Source organism: Sulfitobacter sp. 1A12056, assembly GCF_043558125.1.
In the GTDB taxonomy this organism is placed as follows: Bacteria; Pseudomonadota; Alphaproteobacteria; order Rhodobacterales; family Rhodobacteraceae; genus Sulfitobacter; species Sulfitobacter faviae.
Genome location: NZ_JBIFFY010000001.1, coordinates 336,395 through 357,586, shown reverse-complemented (window position 1 = coordinate 357,586; position 21,192 = coordinate 336,395). Strand labels below are relative to the sequence as shown.

At 63.4% G+C, this 21,192-nt stretch carries 19 protein-coding genes; 9 read left to right on the top strand and 10 right to left on the bottom strand.

Translation table 11 applies throughout. The features are described from left to right. Positions 1-16: 16 nt before the first annotated feature. The 7 genes from ACGYLD_RS01755 to ACGYLD_RS01725 form a co-directional block, all read right to left on the bottom strand. Entirely contained in the window at positions 17-1,192 is a 1,176-nt protein-coding gene (locus ACGYLD_RS01755) for an MFS transporter (RefSeq protein WP_271691507.1), read from the bottom strand. Positions 1,193-1,198: 6 nt separating this feature from the next. Next, complete coding sequence (locus ACGYLD_RS01750; protein WP_276153896.1) at positions 1,199-1,762, bottom strand: methyltransferase domain-containing protein; 564 nt, start codon at positions 1,760-1,762, stop codon at positions 1,199-1,201. A 72-nt stretch (positions 1,763-1,834) separates the two neighbouring features. Further along, positions 1,835-3,229, bottom strand: coding sequence for a dihydrolipoyl dehydrogenase (lpdA, locus tag ACGYLD_RS01745; RefSeq protein WP_394400813.1), 1,395 nt, complete (start codon positions 3,227-3,229; stop codon positions 1,835-1,837). Positions 3,230-3,325: 96 nt separating this feature from the next. Next, positions 3,326-3,925: a DUF924 family protein gene (locus ACGYLD_RS01740; RefSeq protein ID WP_276153897.1), complete on the bottom strand. Its 600-nt coding sequence runs from the start codon at positions 3,923-3,925 to the stop codon at positions 3,326-3,328. A gap of 65 nt (positions 3,926-3,990) precedes the next feature. Next, positions 3,991-5,325, bottom strand: a complete 1,335-nt coding sequence (locus ACGYLD_RS01735) for an MFS transporter (protein ID WP_271691510.1) — start codon at positions 5,323-5,325, stop codon at positions 3,991-3,993. A gap of 72 nt (positions 5,326-5,397) precedes the next feature. Beyond that, complete coding sequence (queA, locus tag ACGYLD_RS01730; RefSeq protein ID WP_271691511.1) at positions 5,398-6,462, bottom strand: tRNA preQ1(34) S-adenosylmethionine ribosyltransferase-isomerase QueA; 1,065 nt, start codon at positions 6,460-6,462, stop codon at positions 5,398-5,400. A 40-nt stretch (positions 6,463-6,502) separates the two neighbouring features. After that, on the bottom strand, positions 6,503-9,844 hold the full coding sequence (locus ACGYLD_RS01725; protein WP_394400809.1) for a DUF3971 domain-containing protein: 3,342 nt from the start codon (positions 9,842-9,844) through the stop codon (positions 6,503-6,505). Positions 9,845-9,952: 108 nt separating this feature from the next. On the opposite strand from ACGYLD_RS01725, the gene ACGYLD_RS01720 reads away from it, so the two are divergent. The 4 genes from ACGYLD_RS01720 to ACGYLD_RS01705 all read left to right on the top strand — a co-directional run bounded on the left by ACGYLD_RS01720 (position 9,953) and on the right by ACGYLD_RS01705 (position 13,253). Next, entirely contained in the window at positions 9,953-10,426 is a 474-nt protein-coding gene (locus ACGYLD_RS01720) for a peroxiredoxin (RefSeq protein WP_394400806.1), read from the top strand. Continuing rightward, positions 10,423-11,241: a ferritin-like domain-containing protein gene (locus ACGYLD_RS01715; protein WP_394400803.1), complete on the top strand. Its 819-nt coding sequence runs from the start codon at positions 10,423-10,425 to the stop codon at positions 11,239-11,241. The genes ACGYLD_RS01720 and ACGYLD_RS01715 overlap by 4 nt, the downstream gene beginning before the upstream one ends. Positions 11,242-11,434: 193 nt before the next feature. After that, the gene (locus ACGYLD_RS01710) at positions 11,435-12,763 is read left to right on the top strand and encodes a M23 family metallopeptidase (protein ID WP_067265396.1); all 1,329 of its coding nucleotides are present in this window, start codon (positions 11,435-11,437) and stop codon (positions 12,761-12,763) included. Then, on the top strand, positions 12,753-13,253 hold the full coding sequence (locus tag ACGYLD_RS01705) for a polymer-forming cytoskeletal protein (RefSeq protein ID WP_271691516.1): 501 nt from the start codon (positions 12,753-12,755) through the stop codon (positions 13,251-13,253). Before ACGYLD_RS01710 ends, ACGYLD_RS01705 begins: the two co-directional genes overlap by 11 nt. Positions 13,254-13,482: 229 nt before the next feature. Here ACGYLD_RS01705 and ACGYLD_RS01700 read toward each other — a convergent pair whose 3' ends face one another. Both ACGYLD_RS01700 and ACGYLD_RS01695 read right to left on the bottom strand, forming a co-directional pair. After that, positions 13,483-14,037, bottom strand: coding sequence for a peptidylprolyl isomerase (locus ACGYLD_RS01700; protein WP_271691517.1), 555 nt, complete (start codon positions 14,035-14,037; stop codon positions 13,483-13,485). Beyond that, entirely contained in the window at positions 14,030-14,536 is a 507-nt protein-coding gene (locus tag ACGYLD_RS01695) for a peptidylprolyl isomerase (protein WP_271691518.1), read from the bottom strand. The genes ACGYLD_RS01700 and ACGYLD_RS01695 overlap by 8 nt, the downstream gene beginning before the upstream one ends. A 127-nt stretch (positions 14,537-14,663) precedes the next feature. Between ACGYLD_RS01695 and ACGYLD_RS01690 the strand changes: the two genes are divergently transcribed. From ACGYLD_RS01690 to ACGYLD_RS01670, 5 genes are all read left to right on the top strand, one after another. Then, positions 14,664-15,851 carry a phosphoglycerate kinase gene (locus ACGYLD_RS01690; protein WP_271691519.1) on the top strand — a complete coding sequence of 396 codons (1,188 nt, stop codon included), beginning with the start codon at positions 14,664-14,666 and terminating at the stop codon, positions 15,849-15,851. 112 nt (positions 15,852-15,963) lie between these two features. Beyond that, entirely contained in the window at positions 15,964-16,263 is a 300-nt protein-coding gene (locus ACGYLD_RS01685; protein WP_067265383.1) for a septum formation initiator family protein, read from the top strand. Between the two features lie 205 nt (positions 16,264-16,468). Then, positions 16,469-17,476 (top strand): pyruvate dehydrogenase (acetyl-transferring) E1 component subunit alpha, encoded by a 1,008-nt coding sequence (gene pdhA, locus ACGYLD_RS01680; RefSeq protein WP_067265381.1) that lies wholly within the window; start codon positions 16,469-16,471, stop codon positions 17,474-17,476. Positions 17,477-17,480: 4 nt separating this feature from the next. After that, a complete protein-coding gene (locus ACGYLD_RS01675; protein WP_271691520.1) occupies positions 17,481-18,872 on the top strand; it encodes a pyruvate dehydrogenase complex E1 component subunit beta in 1,392 nt (463 codons plus the stop codon). A gap of 10 nt (positions 18,873-18,882) precedes the next feature. Then, positions 18,883-20,238: a pyruvate dehydrogenase complex dihydrolipoamide acetyltransferase gene (locus tag ACGYLD_RS01670; protein ID WP_271691521.1), complete on the top strand. Its 1,356-nt coding sequence runs from the start codon at positions 18,883-18,885 to the stop codon at positions 20,236-20,238. Positions 20,239-20,308: 70 nt separating this feature from the next. Here the strand turns inward: ACGYLD_RS01670 and cysE are convergent, their stop codons facing one another. Then, positions 20,309-21,121 carry a serine O-acetyltransferase gene (gene cysE, locus ACGYLD_RS01665; RefSeq protein WP_209217607.1) on the bottom strand — a complete coding sequence of 271 codons (813 nt, stop codon included), beginning with the start codon at positions 21,119-21,121 and terminating at the stop codon, positions 20,309-20,311. Positions 21,122-21,192: the final 71 nt, after the last annotated feature.

Sequence of the window (21,192 nt, the reverse complement as noted above, 5' to 3'; positions counted from 1 at the left end):
AACGGAAAAGTGAGAACTAAACAGGAACGTGCCGCCTGCGACGTCGGGCCGCACCGAGGAGGAGATGTGCCACAAGCCCCATAACGAAGGCCCCGCCCGCAAGTAACGGCAGCGCCGCGGCGCCGAAGCTTGCCAGACCGAAGGCCATGACCGGCGTGCCCAGGCTGTTGCCGAGGTTGCCCATCTGCGCCACCGCGCCGTTGGCCTGCGCCTGCGCGGCAGGGCCGGTGTTCAGCTGCGCCACAGCGGTGAAACTTGCCCCTTGGATCAGCCCCATGGCCCCAGCAAGCGCCAGACAGGCCAGCGGGGTGCCGGGGGCGAGCCAGAGCCAAACCATGGAAAGGGCCGAGAGGCCAAAGCCCGTTTGCACGACGTAGACCGCTGGCAGGCGGCGCAGCAGCGCCACGCCAATGGTCATCGACACCGCGATACTGGTGAGCGGCATGGCGGCCATGGTGACCGCGCGCCATCCCTCGGGGAGGTAGGGCGGCAAGACAGTAAGGATGGAGACGAAGCTGAATGTATAGAACAACCACCCCGCCGCCGGGGCGGAGAGGAAGGGTGACCGGTAAATCGCAAGGTGATCGCGGAGTATCTGCGGCAGGAAGAAAGGCGGCTGCGCCCCCTCCTCCGGCAAGCTGCGCAGACTGGTGGAGAGCACCAGCGCGCAGCCCGCCATATAGACCGCGTGAACGGCGAAGAGCGCTGGCACACCCCAGTTCAATGCGAGCGGGCGGCCGAAAAGCGTCAGGACCGCGAAGGCGACGCCAAAGAAGGTGCCCCAGAGGGTCAGGGTAAACCCGCGGTCTTTCACAGCGCTAAGCTGCGCGATGAGGGTCGGCGCGGCGACGACGATGGCCAGATGTGACAGCCCTTCGACCACCCGGCTGGCCAGCATCCAGCCAAAGCCCGGCAAAAGCGCCTGAAAAGCCGACACAGCCGCGCCAAGCCAAAGGGCGAAGAGGAGCGCGCGGCGATAGCGGACCCGGGCGACCACCAGCCCCGCCACGACACCAAGGAGGATACCGACACCGCCCACCAAGGAGACCAAGAACCCGAGCGCCGCCCCGGCCTGCGGGTAGATATCCGGCAGCAGGTCAAAGATGACGCTCATCTTGCCATACTGCGCCGCCGCCCCCAGCCCCGCGGCCCAAAGCGCAAAGACGCGCAGAAAGGAGGTGTGTTCAGCCATCTGCCCTCAAGCCTTTTGAGCCAGCGCCCATGCGCAGAGCGGCATCTTGGGGTCGTTGGTCAGATCATCCGTGGTCTTGTCGAAAGCCGGGGGCCAGTCGGGTTCTAGATTGCGGGCGGCGGCGGCGCGGTTGCCCCATTGTTTGGCGGTGATCCGATGCGCCTCAAACCCGGCTTCGATCAGCAGGTTCTTCAGGCCCCGGGCGGACCAACGGGAGTTGTCATTTGGGGCCGCATGAAAGGGGACGAAAAAGGGCACGGCGATCCAGAAATATCCGCCCGGCCTGAGCATCTGTTGAACATGGCCCAGTGCCGTATAAGGCCGGTCGAGATGCTCCCAAACCTGATTGGCGAGGATCAGATCGAACTGCCGCACGGCACCGCTCGCCGGATCGGTGAAGGGACCTGCGCAGATGTCATAGGTCGGATAGGCGAACTGGGTGTAGCTCTTGAACGTAAACCGTTTGCCGAACTTGCCGGAGATTTCGGCGGCATCCAGCATTTCAGGGTTCAAACGGTCAATCATCCGGCGGGTGCTGCGGTGCATGACGACACGGTTTAGGCTGACCACGACATGGCTCCCGACGGTTTGGCCGAAGTGCGAGGGGGCGAGGCGCGTTGGGCGCACCCTGCCCCGCGCGCTTTACATATGAATCACGCGGTCGAAAGCGTCGAGGACGGATTCATGCATCATCTCGCTGAGCGTCGGATGCGGGAAGACGGTGTTCATCAGGTCTTCTTCGGTGGTCTCCAACTGGCGGCCCACGACATAGCCTTGGATCAGTTCCGTCACCTCGGCCCCGACCATATGCGCGCCCAGAAGCTCGCCGGTCTTGGCGTCGAAGATGGTTTTCACCAGCCCCTCAGGCTCCCCCAAGGCCACGGCCTTGCCATTGCCGATGAAGGGGAAACGCCCGACCTTAATGTCATAGCCCTGCTCTTTGGCCTTCGCCTCGGTCAAACCGACGGAGGCGACTTGGGGGTGGCAATAGGTGCAGCCGGCGATGCTTTCGGGTTTGACGGGATGGGGTTTCTGGCCCGCGATCAGCTCGGCCACCATGACGCCCTCGTGGCTGGCCTTATGCGCAAGCCAAGGCGCGCCCGCGATGTCGCCGATGGCAAAGAGCCCATCGACCCCGGTGCGGCAATATTCATCCGTCACGACATGGGTGCGGTCGACCTTGACACCAAGCTCTTCCAGCCCCAGCCCTTCGGTATTGCCAACAATGCCAACAGCGGAAATCACGGTGTCGAACTCAAGCTTCTCGACCTTGCCGTCCCGTTCGATATGGGCGGTGACCTTGTCGTCCGCACGGTCGAGTTTCTTGACCGTGGCCTTTTGCATGATGGTCATGCCCTGTTTTTCGAATGCCTTTTTGGCGAATTTCGAAATCTCTTCGTCTTCGACAGGTAGCACGCGGTCCATCACCTCGACCACCGTGGTATCGGCGCCAAGGGTGTTGTAAAAGCTCGCAAATTCGATGCCAATGGCACCGGACCCGATGACCAGCAGTTTCTTGGGGTCATGCACAGGTTGCAAGGCATGGCGATAGGTCCAGACGCGTTTGCCGTCCGCCTCTAGCCCCGGCAATTCGCGGGCCCGTGCGCCGGTGGCGAGCACGATGTTCTTGGCCGTCAACTCCTCGCCGCCCTTATCGGTTTTGACGGAGACCTTCCCCTTCGCGGGGATCGAAGCCTCGCCCATGAAGACATCGACCTTGTTTCTCTTCAGCAGGTGTTTGACCCCGCCTTCCATCTGTTTGGCAACGCCGCGCGAGCGTTTGACCACGGCGGCGAGATCATAGTCGATCTTATCCGCCGCCAGACCGAAGTCCTTGGCGCGATGCATCAGGTGGAACACTTCGGCAGAGCGCAACAGCGCCTTGGTGGGGATGCAGCCCCAGTTCAGGCAGATGCCGCCGAGATTCTCCCGTTCGACCACCGCGACCTTCAGGCCAAGCTGGGCGCCACGGATCGCGGCGACATAGCCGCCCGGCCCCGCACCGATCACGATCAGATCAAAGGATTTGGCAGCCATGGCAAGGACCTCGCGTTAGGGTTTGCAAATATAGTTTACCGCTAAACCATATTTGCAATCGCCACAACCACGCGTGTTGCCCCGGCCTGCCAAGGCTCAGGCCGCTTGAAGTTCCGCGCGCAGGTCCTTGACTGTTCGCCCATAGCCGCCCGCGTCGAGATAGGAGGTCTCCTGCGCGGTGAAACTGCGTGACAGCGCCTTATTGCGATAGGGAAAACGGCCAAACTGGCGGATCACTTCGCGGTGGGCGCGGGCATGCAACAGGTTGCTGCTGTCGCTTTTCGGCATCCGCTCGCACATCAGACGCACGCAGCGGTCCTGATCGCAGAGGTTCTCGGAATGCATCAGCGGCAGGTAGAAGAACTGCCGCGCGGGCGCCTCAACCCGCATGTCCCACCCCTTTTCGATGGCCAGCTTTGCCGCCGCCAGCGCGGTACGGTCACTGGAAAACGCCTTGCCCGTGTCGCGAAACATGTTGCGCGGGAATTGATCCGTCAGGATCAGAAAGGCCAGCGCATCGGTGGGATTGGTCAGCCAGTGGTTCAGCTTGCCAGCCTGCGCCTCATCCCAAAGCCCCTCGAAACGCGCGCGGATATCGGCATCCAACGTTTCAGAACTGTTGTACCACCCGGCCGGACCTACGTCCTTGAGCCAGTAATTCAGTACATCTTGGGGTTCTGCATTTGTGGCAGCCATCCCGCACACTCCTTTGCCGCATCTGGGGCGTTTCGTTAAAGTTAAGAACGTCTTACCGCAAAAGCCTAGTCACGTTTTATGTCATCCGCGACATCGTTATCGCTATCAGAGGCGTTTTTCTCTGCTTCGGCGTTTTCTTGGGCAGCTTCCTCGGCGGCCTCCTGTTCCGTTTCAATGATATATTCCTGCGCGATCTCCACGGCCACGGCAGTGGCCGAGGGGTAGATCGGCACGTAGTTGCCCGTCTCGTCGACCGGTACCGCGGCACGCTGTGTCTTACGATAGGAGGCATAGGCGGCCAGAGCGGCGAAAAGCACGGCGGTGAAGAGGTAAAAGCCCCCCGGCCCGAGCGCCGTGCCCATCATCCAACCGGTGATTACGGGGCCCAGAACCGCACCCAAGCCGTTGATAAATATCATCCCACCCGAGGCCGAGGCCATGTCCTCATGCTCCAGAAAGTCGTTGGTGTGGGCCATGAGCAGCGAGTAGAGCGGGTTCGACATGCCCCCCACAAGAAAGGCCGTGGCCAGCAGGATCGGGAAGACATGGCCCAGCGTCATCCCGATGACCGAGCCGATACCGCCGAGGGTCGCGACGATGACGATCAGGCTGCGGCGGTCCATGCGGTCCGAGATCCAGCCGATGGGGTATTGCAGGATCACGGAGCCGACGAAGAACATGGCCACGAAAAGTGAAATCTGACCGACGCTCAGCCCGGCTTCGGCGCCGTAAACCGCCGCCATGCCGAACTGGGCCGAGAATACGCCGCCCAGAAGGAACATGCCGACGCAGCCCAGCGGCGAGAAATCCATCAACTCGCGCAGGCTCATCGGTTTGGTGGTATCGAAAGGCGGTGTCGGGCTGATCGACAGAAGGATCGGGGTCACCGCGATGCTCACCAGCACCGACGGGATGACGAAGAGCACGAAGCCCGAGGGGTCGGCGGTCAGCAAGAGCGCCTGCGCGATCACGATGCCCAGCGTCTGCACGATCATATAGGCCGAGAGCGCCTGTCCTCGGTTTTCGTTCGTGGCGGCGTTGTTGAGCCAGCTTTCCGCTGTGACGTAGACGGCGGAGAAGCAGAAGCCGATCAGCACCCGACCCAGCGACCAGACGATGGTGTTGGGGAAGGTCGGATAGATGATCATCACCGCCGAGATCAGCGAGGCCAATGCGGCGAAGACCCGCACGTGGCCCACCCGCCGGATCATCCCCGGCGCCATGCGCGACCCGCCGAGGAAGCCCACGAAATAGGCCGACATGACGATCGACATCTGGAAGGTCGAGAAGCCTTCGATGCCGCCGCGGATACCCAGCAGCGTGCCTTGCATGCCGTTGCCGACCATCAACAGGCACATGCCCAGCAAAAGCGCCCATGCGCTTGAAACCACTTGAATCATCAGTCAATTCCTTGTTCGCCCAAGCCCTCCCATGGACGGCAATCGCAGGCTAGTCACCCCCTAGTGCGACATTCAAGCGGGTTTTTGCGCCTCAGGCAGCAGAAGGGAGGAATCGCCGTAGGAGAAAAAGCGATAGCCCTCACCAATGGCATGGGCATAGATGTCTTTCACCCGCTGCACCCCCATGAGGGCCGAGACCAGCATCATCAGCGTGGATTTGGGCAGGTGGAAATTTGTCATTAGCCCGTCGGTCACGTTGAACGTGAACCCCGGCGTGATGAAAATATCGGTGTCGCCTTCCCATGCGGTGATCTCACCCTCGCGCGCCGCCGTCTCAATCAGGCGCAGGGCGGTGGTGCCCACGGGGATCACGCGCCCTCCGGCCGCGCGGGTGGCGGCAATCTCTTCAGCGGCCTTTGCGCTGACCCGGCCCCATTCGGCGTGCATCTTGTGTTCCGAGATGTCGTCGACCTTGACCGGCAGGAAGGTGCCCGCGCCGACATGCAGGGTGACATGGCTAAAACTCACGCCCTTCGCGGCCAGTGCTTCGAGCAGCGGTTCGTCGAAATGCAGCGAGGCTGTGGGCGCCGCGACCGCACCCGCGTGGCGGGCAAAGACGGTCTGGTAGTCGGTCATGTCCTGCGCATCAGCGGCACGTTTGGCGGCGATATAGGGCGGCAGCGGCATCGCCCCCGCGGCATTGAGCGCCGCGTCAAAATCATCGCCCGCGCAGTTGAACCGCAGATGCCCCTGCCCGTCTTCCACTGCTTCCAACGTGGCGCGCAGATCGCCGGAAAAGACGACCTCTTCGCCGATCTTCAGCTTGCGCAGCGGCTTAATCAGCGCCGACCAAGTGCCGTTCCCGCGCGGCTCCAACAGGGTGACTTCGATCTTGGCCTGCACCGCCCCTTGGGCCGAAGCGCGATGGCGAATGCCGCTCAGCCGTGCGGGGATCACGCGGGTGTCGTTCAGCACCAATCGGTCGCCGGGGCGCAGCCAGTCTGTCAGGTCGGTCACGCGCCGGTCGTGCAGAGTGTCACCCTCCGCCACCAGCAACCGCGCGGAGGAACGCGGGTTGGCAGGGCGGGTGGCGATCAGGGTCTCAGGCAGGTCGAAATCGAAATCGGAAAGCTTCATCGGCGCGGCTCCGGGTCTGGCGGCAGGGTCGCTTCGGCGCTTAGCGCTCCTCCGGCACCCGGGCAACCGGATTCGCTTGGCCCTGCACCTGTGGCGGCTGGGGCGGCGGGCGGCGGAACAGCTCGCGGAACATGCCGGGGGTGAGCGCCGAGAGCGGGTTGACCGAAACGCTGGGGTCTTTCGCGGCCCCCGTGAGCCGGTAGTTGAACCCGATCAGCCCCTCGCCCTTGCGGGTAAAGAGCGACCCGATCCCGTTGAACATATAGACCGGAGAGATCACGCCCTGCATATCGATCAATCCGCTGTCGAGCGCATAGACCCCATCCATCGACAAGCCTAAGGAAGCGCCCACGGCGCTGGCCTCGGTCAGGGTCAGGCGGTTCGGGGTAAGGTGAAAGTTTGCCTCCACATCGTCAAAGTAAATCCCATCGCCGTTGAGCTCGTTAATCAACCCGACGACCGAGATGGCATTGACCAGCGCCGCGATCCCCGGCGCGTCCTGAATAGCGACGTCCCTGACCGTGAGCTGTCCGTCAAAGGCGCCGCCCGAGCCAACGGGCAGCAGGGTGAGCGACAGGTTGCCCCCGACCACCTGTTTCACCAACCCGGCAGAGCGCAGAACCCCGCCTGCGTCGTCCGAGACCACCCGTACCGCGCTGCGCCCCGCTTGGGGCAGCACCCGCCCCTGCACCGGCGTGCCGCCATTGAGCCGGGCGGTAAAGGCGCCGTCCATCCCCTTGGCGGTGTCGAATGTGCCCGAAAGATCGGTCAGGTAAATCGTGTCGGTGATCTGCAACCGGTCCAGCGCCACGCGCATCGGCGGCCCTGCTTGCCCCCCGGCCCCGCCGAATTCGGCCCTACGCATATCCAGCGTGCCGCCGCCCAGCACCACCTGCACCGGGTTGCCCTTGCCCTGCCCGATCAGTTGCAACGGGATATCCAGCCAGTCGCCCCGCCGCAGCCGGTCGATCCGCACCCGGTCCAATGCGCCGCCGGGGGCGAGGTCGATGGAGCCCGCCACCCGCAGCCCCGGCGCGTTTAGCTGAAAGGCGTCGATATTCGGCGTCTCGCCCAAACGCCCCGCCAGTCGCAACTCGCCCTCGGTGCCCGTCGCCTTGCTCCATGACAGTTGCGGGACGGAGACGTCCAAACCCGCCAGATCGCTTTGCAAGGTGAACCGCGGCGCTTCACCCTTCTTGAGGTCCACGGCAATCCGCCCGCGTCCCTCGCCACGAAGGCTGCCGGGGGGCAGTGCCACGCCAAAGGCTTCGAGCCCCGCCGGGGTCAGCGCCACCTGCGCGGTCAGGCGGCTTTCATCCGAGCCGGGGCCGATCGCCTGCGACCATTCCCCGTCGAAGCCCACCCCGTCGATACGCCCTTCGCCGCCGATGGTGATACGGTCATTGCTTGCGGTGATGGCCAGCCTGTTGGCCTGAAGGCTCCGGTCCTTGACCAACGTATCGGTCGAGAGCGCCAGCAGATCCCCCGCGAAGTGATAGCGCACGTCTTCGGGCTTGCCGCCCTTTTTCAACGGCAGCGCCAGCGTGCCTTTCAGCACTGCCTCCCCATCCGCGAGCGTCACGGGCAGCCCGGCCTTATCCATCACCCGCATCGGCGGCTGGTTCAGCAGCGACAGCGCCGCGCTCAGGGTGGAGCGGGTGTTGAGCCGGATCACCGAGGGGCTGCCGTCTTTCACCCGCACGTCAGGAATGATGAAGGACGAGCCATCCAGAGTCACCGCCCCGCCCTGCGGCGCGATCACCTCGCCCGCGTCCACCGTGACGACAAGGCGGTTGTCGAGCAGGCTCATATGGCCGCTGCCATCGGTGATATGCGGCAGGGTCTTCAGAAACCGCACCTCGGCCCCGGCATAGTCAAAGGCAACATAGGTCTGCGGCGCTTCCCCCGGCGCCATCCGCAGCGCCAGATCGAGGTTGCGCATCCGGCCCGCATGAAGGTTCTCATCCAGCCATTTGCGAGTCTTGGGCTTCACCCCCTCGGGCCAGAGCGCCAGTAGGCGTTCGGGGCTGACCCGGTCCATCCGCCCGTCGAGGGACAGGTTCCAGCCCTCAGGCTCGGCCACCAGCCCGCCGTCAAGGCGCAGGTTGCGGCCCTGATCACTGATCTCCAGACGCCCCAGTTTCAGGTGAAACGGATTAAGGCTGAGTTCAAAGTCGATATCCGCCTGATCCAAAGCCACCGTTTCGGGGTAGACTTCCGCCGGATTGGCCCGAAGATCGCGCAGACTGAACTGCCCCACCATCCGCCCCGGAATGCCGCCCGTGACATCGCCCAGTTGCGAACTGCCGGTGATATTGCCCGAGACCCAAGGGCTATCGAGGGACATCTCGTCAAAGCGCAACAGCTGGCGCGCGGGGTCGTAGCTGAAATAGCTTTGCGCCCCATCGAAGGGGATCGGCTTGGTCTGCGGGTTGGGCTGCAAGACGCCCTTGCCGATCTGCAAAGAGGCGTTGATCGGTGCGAAACGGCCCGCGCTGTCGATGCCGCTGCGCACCGCGCCCGAGATATTGGTCCGCAGCACTTCAAGCCATGAAAAGGCAGGCCCCTGCGCCGCGATGTCGCGCGCATCGACCCCGTCGAACGTCACACCAAAGGTCGCGGCATTCTCACCGATTTGGCTGCTGTAATTGGCGGTGAGCGTGGCCACCCCCGCGCCCCCGCTGAGCACCGCAAGGTCCGCCGAGAGGTCAAGCGCATCGCCATTGCGCGACAGGCGCAGCCGCCCGCCATCTCCGGTCCAAGCGCGGCCCGCGCGGGCATCCTCGAACCGCAGCGTCAGCGCGCGCAGCTCGACCGAGCGCAGGGCGGAAAGCGCGGGGGCGGCCAGCACCTCGTCGATCTGGCCGATGAGTTGCGGCAAGGTCGCCGCCTCCCGCTCGGGTGGCGCAATCCCGGCCCCGGCGCTCAGGCTCACCCGGCCATCCGCCCCGCGGCGCAGATTGGCCACCACGCCCGAAAGCGAAATCGCCCGCGGCTGCGCCACACCGCGCAGCAGGGACCGCATCGACAGGCTGGCCTTGAACTCATTGAAACTGACGATCTCATCGCCCTCGGGCGTGGTGACAAAGATGTCTTGCAAACGCACGCGGGGGCGCCATCCCTCGTCGACGACGAATTCCATCGCGCCGAAATCCACCCGCGCCTGCGGCAGGGCCGAAGCAATCCGCGCCTCGATCCGTGTCTGCACCCAAAGCGGCGCCGGAATCGGACGCCCGGTGAAATAGACCGCCGCCCCGGTGGCCAGCGCCGCCAAGAGCACCAGCACCACAGCCGAGACGATCCCCGCGCGGCGGCGCGACCGGCGGCGCGGCGGCCTTTCGCCGTCTGGCGCAGGGGGGCTGGAAGAGGACGGGTCGCGCATCGGGCTCCGGTTCGGATAGGGCGGCTCTCTGGGGCGGCTTTGACGTTGTCAAATCAGATGCAGTATGACAGCCCTGAACGACCCTTCACAAGCCAAAGGAACCGCCCCATGTCGCAGATCGGACCCCAGCCCGGCCAACCGGCCCCGGATTTCACCCTTCCCGTGACCGGCGGTGGCGAGATCACGCTCTCTGCCTTGCGCGGCGCGCCGGTTGTTCTATTCTTCTACCCGCGCGACGACACGCCCGGCTGCACCAAGGAATCGGTGGGCTTTTCCGAGCGTTTGTCTGACTTCGCCGAGGCAGGCGTGCAGGTCTTTGGCATTTCGCGCGACAGTATGGACAAACACGACAAATTCGCCGCCAAACACGCGCTGACGGTGCCGCTTTTGTCGGACACCGATGGCGCGGTGACCGAATCCTATGAGGTTTGGGTCGAAAAGAACATGTACGGCAAGAAATCCATGGGCATTGAACGCGCGACCTATCTGATCGACGCCGAAGGGCAGATCGCGCAGGTCTGGCGCAAGGTGAAGGTGCCGGGCCATGTGGATGCCGTGCTCGACGCGGTGCGCGGCGCATGATGCCGCTGGCGGAAATGGCCGAGGCGGTGCTGCGCACGGCGGATGGGCGCGAGAAGACCGCGCTGTCGCGGAAATATGCGGCGCAGTGGCTTTCGGCCCGGGAGGCCGGTGAGCGCCCCGAAGTGGGCCGCGCCGACCCGCCGCTGCACCCTGCCCGGCCCGCACAGCCCGAATTGCTCTCGCCCCGCGACGTCCCGCGCCGCCGTCCCGGCACACCCGAGGGCCGCGCGGCGCTGCTTCATGCCGTGGCGCATATCGAGTTGAACGCAGTGGACCTGCATTGGGATGTGGTCGCCCGCTTCTCCCATGTGCCGCTGCCCTTGGGCTTTTATGACGATTGGGTCAAAGCGGCTGATGACGAATCCAAACATTTCAACCTGATGTGCGATTGTCTTGAGGAAATGGGTAGCCATTACGGTGCCATGCCCGCCCATGCCGGCATGTGGCGCGCCGCCGAAGACACGGTGGACGATCTGATGGGCCGCCTCGCCGTGGTGCCCATGGTGCTGGAGGCCCGCGGCCTTGATGTGACCCCCGGGATGATCGAGATTTTCCGCAAAGCGAAGGCCGACAGCGCCGTGGCAGCGCTTGAGACGATCTATGCCGAAGAGGTTGCCCATGTGGCCTACGGCAGCAAGTGGTTTCACTTTCTCTGTGGCCGCCATGACGACGACCCAAAGGACCGTTTTCATGCCCTCGTGCGCAAGTATTTCCATGGCGATCTGAAGCCGCCCTTCAACGAGGAAAAGCGCGCCGAGGCGGGAATCCCGCCCGATTTCTACTGGCCCCTGACCGCGGATGGCGGGCCAAGCTGAACCGGGCCTAACGCAGCAAGTGCTTGGTATCGGCGGTTTTTTGCCAATTAAGAAGCGCTTTTTTGGGCGAATGGGGGAATGCCGCGCAGGCGCGGGTCAATAGGGTTGCCCCATTCGCGGGCACTGGCTATTGACGTTGGGCGCGAAGGGGCCGAGCCCCGCGCACCGACGGGACGGGACAAAGGACGAAAACGTGCGCACACGGATTGCCATCAAGACGCATGCTCTGCTTGAGCATTACTTTCCCGAACGCCGCGTCTTTTTGAAATCCGACAGCGACACACGTTTCATCCGCCTGCGGCCCGGCACCCAGATCCTCGGGCTGGCGGGATCGGCCTTTCTGGTTTCTTGGGCCATCATTGCCACCGCCATCATCTTGATGGACAGCATTGGCTCCGGCAATTTTCGCGAACAGGCCAAACGCGACCAGCGCACCTATCAGGCCCGGCTGAACGAGCTTTCCGCACAGCGCGACCTGCGCGCCGAAGAGGCGCTTGCCGCCCAAGACCGCTTTAACGCCGCGCTGACGCAGATTTCCGTCATGCAGTCCGAACTGCTGGCCTCTGAGACGCGCCGCCGCGAATTGGAGACCGGGATCGAGGTGATCCAATCCACCCTGCGCGACACGATGAAAGACCGCCAGAAGGCCCGGCTGAAACTGGCCGAACTGGAAGGCAGCCTTGAGAACGGCGAAGCGGGCAGCCTGCGCGCCGATGCCGATCAAGCGCCGGTCGATTTCCTTGCCCAAGCCCTTGCCCGGACGGCAGCGGAGCGTGACAAAGTCGTGGTCGACGCGCAGGATGCGCTTTTGCAGGCCGATGAGATGGCCCAAGAAATCGCCCTGATGCGCGATCAGAACGACGCGATCTTCCGCCAGCTTGAAGAGGCGATGAGCGTTTCCGTCGCCCCGCTCGACAAGATGTTCCGCAGCGCGGGCATGCCGACCGACCGTATCCTCGCCACCGTGCGCCGGGGCTATTCGGGCCAGGGCGGGCCGATGACGCCGCTGTCCTTCACCACCCGCGGCGAGGAGCTGAGCCCCGACACGCTGCGCGCGAACAAGTTGCTGGGCCAGATGGACCGGTTGAACCTCTACCGCATCGCCGCCGAAAAGGCGCCCTTCGCGAACCCAGTCAAAAACGCTTTCCGCTTCACCAGCCAGTTCGGCTATCGCCGCGATCCCAAGACCGGCGGCCGCCGGATGCACAAGGGCGTCGACTTTGCCGCCGGGATGGGCACGCCGCTCTATGCAACCGCCGATGGCGTGGTGATTCACGCAGGCTGGTCCTCGGGCTATGGCCGTCTGGTCAAGATCCAGCATGAGTTCGGCATTGAGACCCGTTATGCCCACATGTCCAAGCTGCGCGTGAAAGTTGGTCAAAGAGTCTCGCGCGGGCAGCATATTGGTGATATGGGAGCATCAGGACGGGTCACCGGTGTCCATCTCCACTATGAAGTCCGCGTAGGTGGCAAGGCTGTTAACCCCATGATCTATATCAAGGCTGCAAACGATGTTTTCTAAAAGCAAAATCAACGATCCCGCCCCTCAGGATGCAGATGTATCCAAACCGGCACCTTCCAGTGCTTCGGCGTCCCCCGCGCCCGCTAAGCAGAGCGAGTTCAAGGCCAGCGCGCCCAAGGCGAAGCCGCCCGCATCCGTTCTGTCTTCGGACCTGCATGTGACCGGCAACATGAAAACGACGGGCGACGTTCAGGTTGAAGGCACAGTCGAAGGCGACATCCGCGCGCATCTGCTGACCATCGGTGAGACGGCGACGATCAAGGGCGAAGTGGTTGCCGATGACGTGGTGATCAATGGCCGCATCGTGGGCCGCGTGCGGGGCCTCAAGGTGCGCCTGACATCGACCGCGCGGGTCGAGGGCGACATCATCCACAAGACCATCGCGATCGAATCCGGCGCGCATTTCGAAGGCTCCGTGCAGCGTCAGGACGACCCGCTGAACCCCGGCGCGAAATCCGCACCCGCGCAGAAGCCGAACCCCGCGTCCTAAGCTTCGGCAGGCTGAACATTCGCAGGCGTCGCAGGCAATGCGGCGCCTGTTTGCTTTTGGGGGGACAGGCTACGCTGCGCCCTGCCCGCTTCATAAAAATTAATAGCTCGGGAATTTCGCCCCGCTGCGTTGCTGGCAGAACACTGGCGATAACGCTCATTTCATCAGGGCCTGAGCTGGCCGAGGCGTGGGGAGAGCAAGCCCACCCCACACGATGCTCGTCGGGACGTTACTCGGTCACCGTGACCGTTTTCATCACGTCCGGCGTGCCCACGACGGCCCCGTTCGGGCCGGTGCCGCGCTTGATGGCATCAACCACGTCCTGCCCTTCGGTGACCTTGCCGACAACGGTGTACTGACCGTTGAGGAAAGGTGCTTCGTCGAACATGATGAAGAACTGGCTGTTGGCGCTGTTCGGGCTCTGGCTACGGGCCATGCCGACGACGCCTTTCTCATAGGCGATGTCCGAGAACTCGGCCTTGAGGTCGGGCTTCTCGGACCCGCCCATGCCGGCGCGGGCGGTGTCGCCATCGGCGCGACCAAACTGCACGTCGCCGGTCTGCGCCATGAAACCGTCGATCACGCGGTGGAAGACCACCCCGTCATAGGCGCCTTCCTCGGCCAGTTCGGTGATCTGGGCCACGTGGTTGGGCGCAACGTCTTCGAGCAGGTCGATCTTGACGGTGCCATTGGCCTCGCCCGCGACCTCGATCTCGAGCCCGGTGGCCATGGCCGCCGAGCCGAGGAGCGCGAGAAAGGCGCTGGAGGTGGCGATCTTACGCATCTGCGGCCACCTTGACGGAGATCATGCGGTCAGGGTTCGCAGGCGGCTCGCCGCGGGTGATCGCGTCGACATGCTCCATGCCGGAAATGACCTGCCCGTAAACGGTGTATTGACCGTTGAGGAAGTCATTGTCCTTGAAGTTGATGAAGAACTGGCTGTTGGCGCTGTCGGGGTTGGCCGAACGGGCCGCACCGATGGTGCCGCGTGCGTGCGGAACCTTGGAGAATTCTGCGGGCAGGTTCGGCAGGTCCGAGCCGCCAGTGCCCGCCGCGCGCAGGTTGAAGTTGTCTTCCATGTTGCCATTGGCCACGTCGCCGGTCTGGGCCATGAAACCTTCGATCACGCGGTGGAAGGCGACGTTGTCGTATTTCCCGGCGCGGGCCAGTTCCTTCATCCGCTCCACATGTTTGGGCGCAAGGTCGGGCATCAACTCGATGACGACGGTGCCGCCTTTCAGCTCCATCAGGATGGTGTTCTCGGGGTCTTTGATCTCGGCCATGGGGCAATCCTTTGGTTTGTCTTTGCCAGATACCTAAGGAGCTTAGCCGCGATTGCCAAGCCGCGCATTGACCTGAGGCCAGATAACAGCAAAACACAGCGCAAGAGATTGGATTGGGAGAAGACCGATGGGCTGGAAATCACTGGACGATATGGAACTGGACGGCAAGCGCGTGCTCTTGCGCGTCGATATCAACGTGCCGGTCGAGGAGGGCCGCGTCACCGATGCCACGCGGATCGAGCGGATTGCGCCCACGGTGGACGACATCCTGTCGCGCGGCGGCAAGGTGACGCTGCTGGCGCATTTCGGACGGCCCAAGGGCAAAGTCGTCGAGGAGATGAGCCTGCGCCAAGTCCTTCCCGCGCTGGAAAAGGCACTGGGCCGCGACGTGGCATTCCTGCCATCGCTGGACGCCGCAGGCGACGCGCAGGCCGATCTGCAACTCATGGAAAACATCCGCTTCTACCCCGGTGAGGAGGCCAATGACGAAGATTTCGCCCGCCAGTTGGCCGCGCTTGGCGATATCTATTGCAACGATGCCTTCTCTGCCGCGCACCGCGCCCATGCCTCGACCGAGGCGCTGGCGCGGCTGCTGCCCGCCTGCGCAGGGCGCTTGATGCAGGCGGAGCTCTCGGCGCTGGAGACGGCACTGGCCAAGCCCGAGCGCCCGGTGGGCGCTGTCGTGGGCGGGGCCAAAGTCTCCACCAAGATCGCGCTTTTGGAGAACCTCGTGAACCGGCTCGACGTCTTGGTCATCGGCGGCGGCATGGCGAACACCTTCCTCGCCGCACTCGGGGCCGATCTGGGCAAATCGTTGGAAGAGCCAGACTATTACGACACGGCCAAGGACATCATGGCGCAGGCCGAAAAGGCAGGCTGCCGGGTCATCCTGCCGGTCGACGGTCTGGTCTCGCGGGAGTTCGCCAAGGGTGCGGCCCATAAGGTCGCCCCGCTTGGGCCTGATGCAAAACTCGCGACAGATCAGATGGTGCTCGACGCGGGCCCCGAGACCGTCGCATTGGTCGAGACGGCCTTCGCCGAGCTGCGCACCCTGATCTGGAACGGCCCCATGGGAGCCTTTGAAATCCCGCCCTTCGACACCGCCACCGTCGCCGCGGCTCAAGCCGCCGCCGCCAAGACCCGCGACGGCACGCTGATCTCCGTCGCCGGGGGCGGTGACACGGTCGCGGCGCTGAATCAAGCGGGCGTGGCGGATGATTTCACCTATATCTCCACCGCCGGGGGCGCCTTCCTTGAGTGGATGGAGGGCAAGACCCTGCCCGGCGTCACCGCATTGGACGCATCGGCTGCGTAAAAAGGCGATTTACCGCTAAAAACAACGGGTTTCCCGCAATTGTGGGATTCCCATGACGAATCGCCTGTGCCATACTGATGTCACGTCCGCCAAGAGACGCAGAGGCAGTACCATGACACGCAACACCCGACCGGCTTTCGGCACATTGCTGTTCTTCGCAATCGCATTCGCGCTGAGCCTGTATTTCACCTTTGCCGCCGTGCAGGGGGATTTCGGCCTGTTCCGCCGGACCGAGATCGTGGCCGAGAACCAAAAGCTGAGCGACCGTCTGGCCGAGGTCCGCGCCGAGGTGGCCCGGATGGAGAACCTCACCCGCCGCCTGTCGGACGACTACCTCGACCTCGATCTTCTGGACGAACGCGCGCGCAAAGTGCTAGGTATGGTCCGCACCGATGAGATCGTCATTCGCTAAGCTCTCGCGGCTTATCGTCTATTGGCCCCGGCCCTGCGCCTGCGGCCTTGCAATCACACCAAATCTCTGGCCTCCTTCGCCTTGTCAGCCGTGGTGCGCGCACCACGTCACAAAGTCTCTCGCAATCCATTCTGGAATGCGTTAGGGAATAGTTTAACGCTAAACTACTTTTGGCACCTGACCAAAGCCGACGGAGGAGACGTCCATGGCCGCGAGGAAATCGAGCAAGAAACCCAATGTCTCGGCGGAGGAGCTGACCAGCTACTACCGCGACATGCTGCTGATCCGGCGGTTTGAAGAGAAAGCCGGACAACTTTACGGCATGGGGCTGATCGGGGGGTTCTGTCACCTCTATATCGGACAAGAAGCGGTCGTTGTTGGGCTTGAGGCCGCTGCTGAGGAAGGCGACAAGCGCATCACCTCCTACCGCGACCACGGCCATATGCTGGCCTGCGGCATGGACCCTAACGGCGTCATGGCCGAGCTTACGGGCCGCGAGGGCGGTTATTCCAAGGGCAAGGGCGGCTCGATGCATATGTTCTCAAAAGAGAAGCATTTTTATGGCGGTCACGGCATTGTGGCGGCGCAGGTGCCGCTTGGCGCGGGCCTTGCCTTTGCTGATCAATACAAGGGCAACGGGCGCGTCACCTTCACCTATTTCGGCGATGGTGCGGCGAACCAGGGCCAGGTCTACGAGACCTTCAATATGGCCGCTCTGTGGAAACTGCCGGTGATCTTTGTCATCGAGAACAACCAATACGCCATGGGCACCTCGCAGCAACGCTCGACCTCCTCGGCCGAGATCTGGGAACGTGGCCGCGCCTTCGGCATCCCCGGTGAGGCGGTCGACGGCATGGATGTGCTGGCGGTGAAGGAAGCCGGTCAGAAAGCCGTGGAACACGCCCGCAAGGACGGCCCCTATATTCTGGAGATCAAGACCTACCGCTACCGTGGCCACTCCATGTCCGACCCCGCGAAATACCGCACCCGCGAGGAAGTTCAGAAAATGCGCGACGAACGCGACCCGATCGAGGCCGTGCGCAGCCTGCTGTTGGAGGGCAACCACGCGAGCGAGGAAGATCTCAAGGCCATCGACAAGGAGATCAAGCAGATCGTGAACGAAAGCGCCGATTTCGCCAAGGAAAGCCCGGAGCCCAATCTCGACGAGCTCTGGACCGACATCTACGCAACCGAAGTTCCGCAGGAGGCCTGAAGCAATGGCAACCGAAATTCTCATGCCCGCCCTCAGCCCCACCATGGAAGAAGGCACGCTGGCGAAATGGCTGGTCAAGGAAGGCGACGAAGTCTCCTCTGGTGACATCTTGGCCGAGATCGAGACCGACAAGGCTACGATGGAATTCGAAGCCGTGGACGAAGGCACCATCGGCAAGATCCTCGTCGAGGAAGGCACCGAAGGCGTGAAGGTGAACAGCCCCATCGCCGTGCTGCTCGAAGAAGGCGAAAGCGCCGACGACATCGACACCGCGAAATCCGCCCCCGCCGAGGATAAGGGCGAAGAGGCTAAGCCCGCTGAGGCCAAATCCTCGGACGATGACCGCGAAGCGCCTGCCGAGGGCAAGAAGCAGCCCGAGCCCGACACCAGCCCCGACTGGCCCGAGGGCACCGAGATGAAGCAACAGACCGTGCGCGAAGCGCTGCGCGACGCCATGGCCGAGGAAATGCGCCGCGACGAAAACGTCTTCCTCATGGGCGAGGAAGTGGCCGAGTACCAAGGCGCCTACAAGATTTCCCAAGGTCTGCTGGACGAATTCGGCGCCAAGCGCGTGATCGACACGCCGATCACCGAACACGGGTTTGCCGGCATCGGTGTCGGCGCGGCCTTCGGCGGTCTGCGCCCGATCGTCGAGTTCATGACCTTCAACTTCGCCATGCAGGCGATGGACCAGATCATCAACTCCGCGGCCAAGACGCTCTACATGTCCGGCGGCCAGATGGGCGCGCCCATGGTCTTCCGCGGCCCCAACGGCGCGGCGGCGCGTGTGGGCGCCCAGCACTCCCAAGACTACGCCGCTTGGTTCATGCAGATCCCCGGCCTCAAGGTCGCGATGCCCTATTCGGCCAGCGATTACAAAGGCTTGATGAAGTCAGCGATTCGTGACCCGAACCCGGTGATCTTCCTTGAGAACGAGATCCTCTACGGTCGCAGCTTCGACGTGCCGGACATCGAGGACTACACCGTCCCCTTCGGCAAGGCCCGGATCTGGCGCGAGGGTTCGGATGTCACCATCGTCAGCTTCGGCATCGGCATGACCTATGCGCTGGAAGCGGCCGAGAAACTGGCCGAGGACGGTATCGAGGCCGAGGTCATCGACCTGCGCACCCTGCGCCCGATGGACACCGAGACGGTGCTTAAATCCGTGATGAAGACCAACCGCTGCGTGACGGTCGAAGAAGGCTGGCCGCAGGGCTCGGTGGGTGGCTACATCAGCGGCGTGATCATGCAGGAGGCGTTCGACTACCTCGACGCCCCGGTCATCACCTGCACCGGCAAGGACGTGCCCATGCCCTATGCCGCCAACCTCGAAAAACACGCGCTGGTCACCACCGACGAGGTGATTGAGGCCGTGCGCAAAGTCACCTACCGGTAAGGAGCGGATCATGCCCACAGAAATTCTCATGCCCGCCCTTTCGCCCACGATGGAGGAAGGCACGCTCGCCAAATGGCTGGTCAAAGAGGGGGACGAGGTCGCCTCGGGCGACATCCTCGCCGAGATTGAGACCGACAAGGCCACGATGGAGTTCGAAGCCGTCGACGAAGGCACCATCGGCAAAATCCTGATCGAAGAAGGCAGCGAAGGCGTGAAGGTAAACACGCCGATCGCCGTGCTGCTCGAGGAAGGCGAAAGCGCCGACGACATCGACAGCGCCGCCCCGGCCAAAGAAGAGAAACCTCAGGCCGAGGAAGCGCCCAAAGCAGCCGAGGTCGAAACGCCCGAAGCGGGCTATGGCCGCGGTGCGACGGATGCGAATGACGCGCCGACCAACAGCGACGCCAAGGCCCCGGCCGCGCCGAAGGACGACAAGGGCGAGCGTATCTTCGCCTCCCCCCTCGCCCGCCGGATCGCTGCGGACAAGGGTCTCGACCTCACCCAGATCGAGGGCAGCGGCCCGCGCGGTCGGATTGTCAAAGCCGATGTGGAAAGCGCCCAGCCGACGGCTGCCAAGGCCGACAGCCCCGCCGCCGCCAAGGACGCCGCGCCGGTGACACAGCCTGCTCCTGCTGGCCCCTCCTCAGACGCCGTGCGCAAGATGTACGAGGACCGCGAGGTCGAAGAGGTCAAGCTCGACGGCATGCGCAAGACCATCGCCGCGCGGCTCACCGAGGCGAAGCAGACGGTCCCGCATTTCTACCTGCGCCGCGACATTCAAATCGACGCGCTGCTGTCCTTCCGCAGCGATCTGAACAAGCAGCTCGAAGCCCGCGGCGTGAAGCTCTCGGTTAACGATTTCATCATCAAAGCCTGCGCGCTGGCGCTGCAATCGGTGCCGGATGCCAACGCGGTCTGGGCCGGGGATCGTATCCTGAAGCTCAAGCCCTCGGACGTGGCCGTGGCCGTGGCCATCGAAGGCGGGCTGTTCACCCCCGTGCTACAGGACGCCGACACCAAGTCGCTTTCGACCCTCTCCGCGCAGATGAAAGACCTCGCAACCCGCGCCCGCGACCGCAAGCTGGCACCGCATGAGTATCAGGGCGGCAGCTTCGCGATCTCCAACCTCGGCATGTTCGGGATCGACAATTTCGACGCGGTCATCAACCCGCCGCATGGTGCGATCCTCGCCGTGGGCGCGGGCGTGAAGAAACCGATCATCGGCAAGGACGGTGAAATCACGGCGGCGACAGTTATGTCCGTGACCCTCTCGGTCGATCACCGCGTGATCGACGGGGCGCTCGGGGCCCAGCTGTTGAACGCGATTGTCGAGAACCTTGAAAATCCGATGATCATGCTGGCCTGAGGGCTGCACCATTCAAACGAAGAAAGCCGGGGCATGCCCCGGCTTTTTATTGCGATACTGGCAACTGCCCCTATTCGGCGTCCGGCCCAAAAAGATGGTTCATCGACATCGACGGCTGATCGCAGCCCGCCTCTCCAACGATCCGCGCCGGGATCCCGGCAACGGTCTTGCAGGCAGGCACCGGCTCCAGCACAACCGACCCCGCCGCGATGCGGCTGCAATGGCCGATAGAGATATTGCCCAGAACCTTCGCGCCTGCGCCGATCAACACGCCATTGCCGATCTTTGGGTGACGGTCCTCTTCCTCTTTACCGGTGCCGCCAAGGGTCACCGAATGCAGCATCGAGACGTTGTCACCCACCACCGCCGTCTCACCGATGACGATGGAATGCGCGTGGTCGATCATGATGCCCTTGCCCATCTTGGCCGCCGGATGGATATCCACGCCAAAAATCTCGCTCACCCGCATCTGGATGAAATAGGCCAGATCACGCTTGCCCTTGGCATAGAGGTAATGGCCCACACGGTAGGCCTGCACCGCCTGATAGCCTTTGAAATATAGAATCGGCTGCAACAAACGGTGGCAGGCCGGGTCGCGGTCATAGATGGCCACCAGATCCGCACGCGCCGCGGCGACGAGATCGGGGTCTTCGGCATAGGCTTCTTCGACCATCTCGCGCACGACCATCATCGACATCTCGTTCGACGAAAGCTTGGCCGCGATGCGATAGGAAAGCGCATTCTCGATCGATTTATGGTGCAGGATACAGGCATGTACAAAGCCGCCGATCAACGGCTCATCACGCACCGCATCCTCAGCCTCTTGCTGAATCTGGTCCCAGACCGGGTCCACTTTCGAGATATTTCTGCGTGTCTGCGCCATGGCACGGGCTCCTTCACTCTGCCGTAAGGGTAGCTCATGCAATAGCGTAGGACCATTTGTAAATCCGCACA

Bases quoted from the DNA above. Each gene is read 5' to 3' on its own strand.
- ACGYLD_RS01690 (WP_271691519.1), top strand. From the start codon at position 14,664: ATGGGCTGGAAATCACTGGACGATATGGAACTGGACGGCAAGCGCGTG.
- ACGYLD_RS01695 (WP_271691518.1), bottom strand. From the start codon at position 14,536: ATGGCCGAGATCAAAGACCCCGAGAACACCATCCTGATGGAGCTGAAA.
- ACGYLD_RS01700 (WP_271691517.1), bottom strand. From the start codon at position 14,037: ATGCGTAAGATCGCCACCTCCAGCGCCTTTCTCGCGCTCCTCGGCTCG.
- ACGYLD_RS01675 (WP_271691520.1), top strand. From the start codon at position 17,481: ATGGCAACCGAAATTCTCATGCCCGCCCTCAGCCCCACCATGGAAGAA.
- ACGYLD_RS01685 (WP_067265383.1), top strand. From the start codon at position 15,964: ATGACACGCAACACCCGACCGGCTTTCGGCACATTGCTGTTCTTCGCA.
- cysE (WP_209217607.1), bottom strand. From the start codon at position 21,121: ATGGCGCAGACACGCAGAAATATCTCGAAAGTGGACCCGGTCTGGGAC.
- ACGYLD_RS01705 (WP_271691516.1), top strand. From the start codon at position 12,753: ATGTTTTCTAAAAGCAAAATCAACGATCCCGCCCCTCAGGATGCAGAT.
- pdhA (WP_067265381.1), top strand. From the start codon at position 16,469: ATGGCCGCGAGGAAATCGAGCAAGAAACCCAATGTCTCGGCGGAGGAG.
- lpdA (WP_394400813.1), bottom strand. From the start codon at position 3,229: ATGGCTGCCAAATCCTTTGATCTGATCGTGATCGGTGCGGGGCCGGGC.
- ACGYLD_RS01740 (WP_276153897.1), bottom strand. From the start codon at position 3,925: ATGGCTGCCACAAATGCAGAACCCCAAGATGTACTGAATTACTGGCTC.
- ACGYLD_RS01755 (WP_271691507.1), bottom strand. From the start codon at position 1,192: ATGGCTGAACACACCTCCTTTCTGCGCGTCTTTGCGCTTTGGGCCGCG.
- ACGYLD_RS01720 (WP_394400806.1), top strand. From the start codon at position 9,953: ATGTCGCAGATCGGACCCCAGCCCGGCCAACCGGCCCCGGATTTCACC.
- queA (WP_271691511.1), bottom strand. From the start codon at position 6,462: ATGAAGCTTTCCGATTTCGATTTCGACCTGCCTGAGACCCTGATCGCC.
- ACGYLD_RS01670 (WP_271691521.1), top strand. From the start codon at position 18,883: ATGCCCACAGAAATTCTCATGCCCGCCCTTTCGCCCACGATGGAGGAA.
- ACGYLD_RS01715 (WP_394400803.1), top strand. From the start codon at position 10,423: ATGATGCCGCTGGCGGAAATGGCCGAGGCGGTGCTGCGCACGGCGGAT.
- ACGYLD_RS01735 (WP_271691510.1), bottom strand. From the start codon at position 5,325: ATGATTCAAGTGGTTTCAAGCGCATGGGCGCTTTTGCTGGGCATGTGC.
- ACGYLD_RS01725 (WP_394400809.1), bottom strand. From the start codon at position 9,844: ATGCGCGACCCGTCCTCTTCCAGCCCCCCTGCGCCAGACGGCGAAAGG.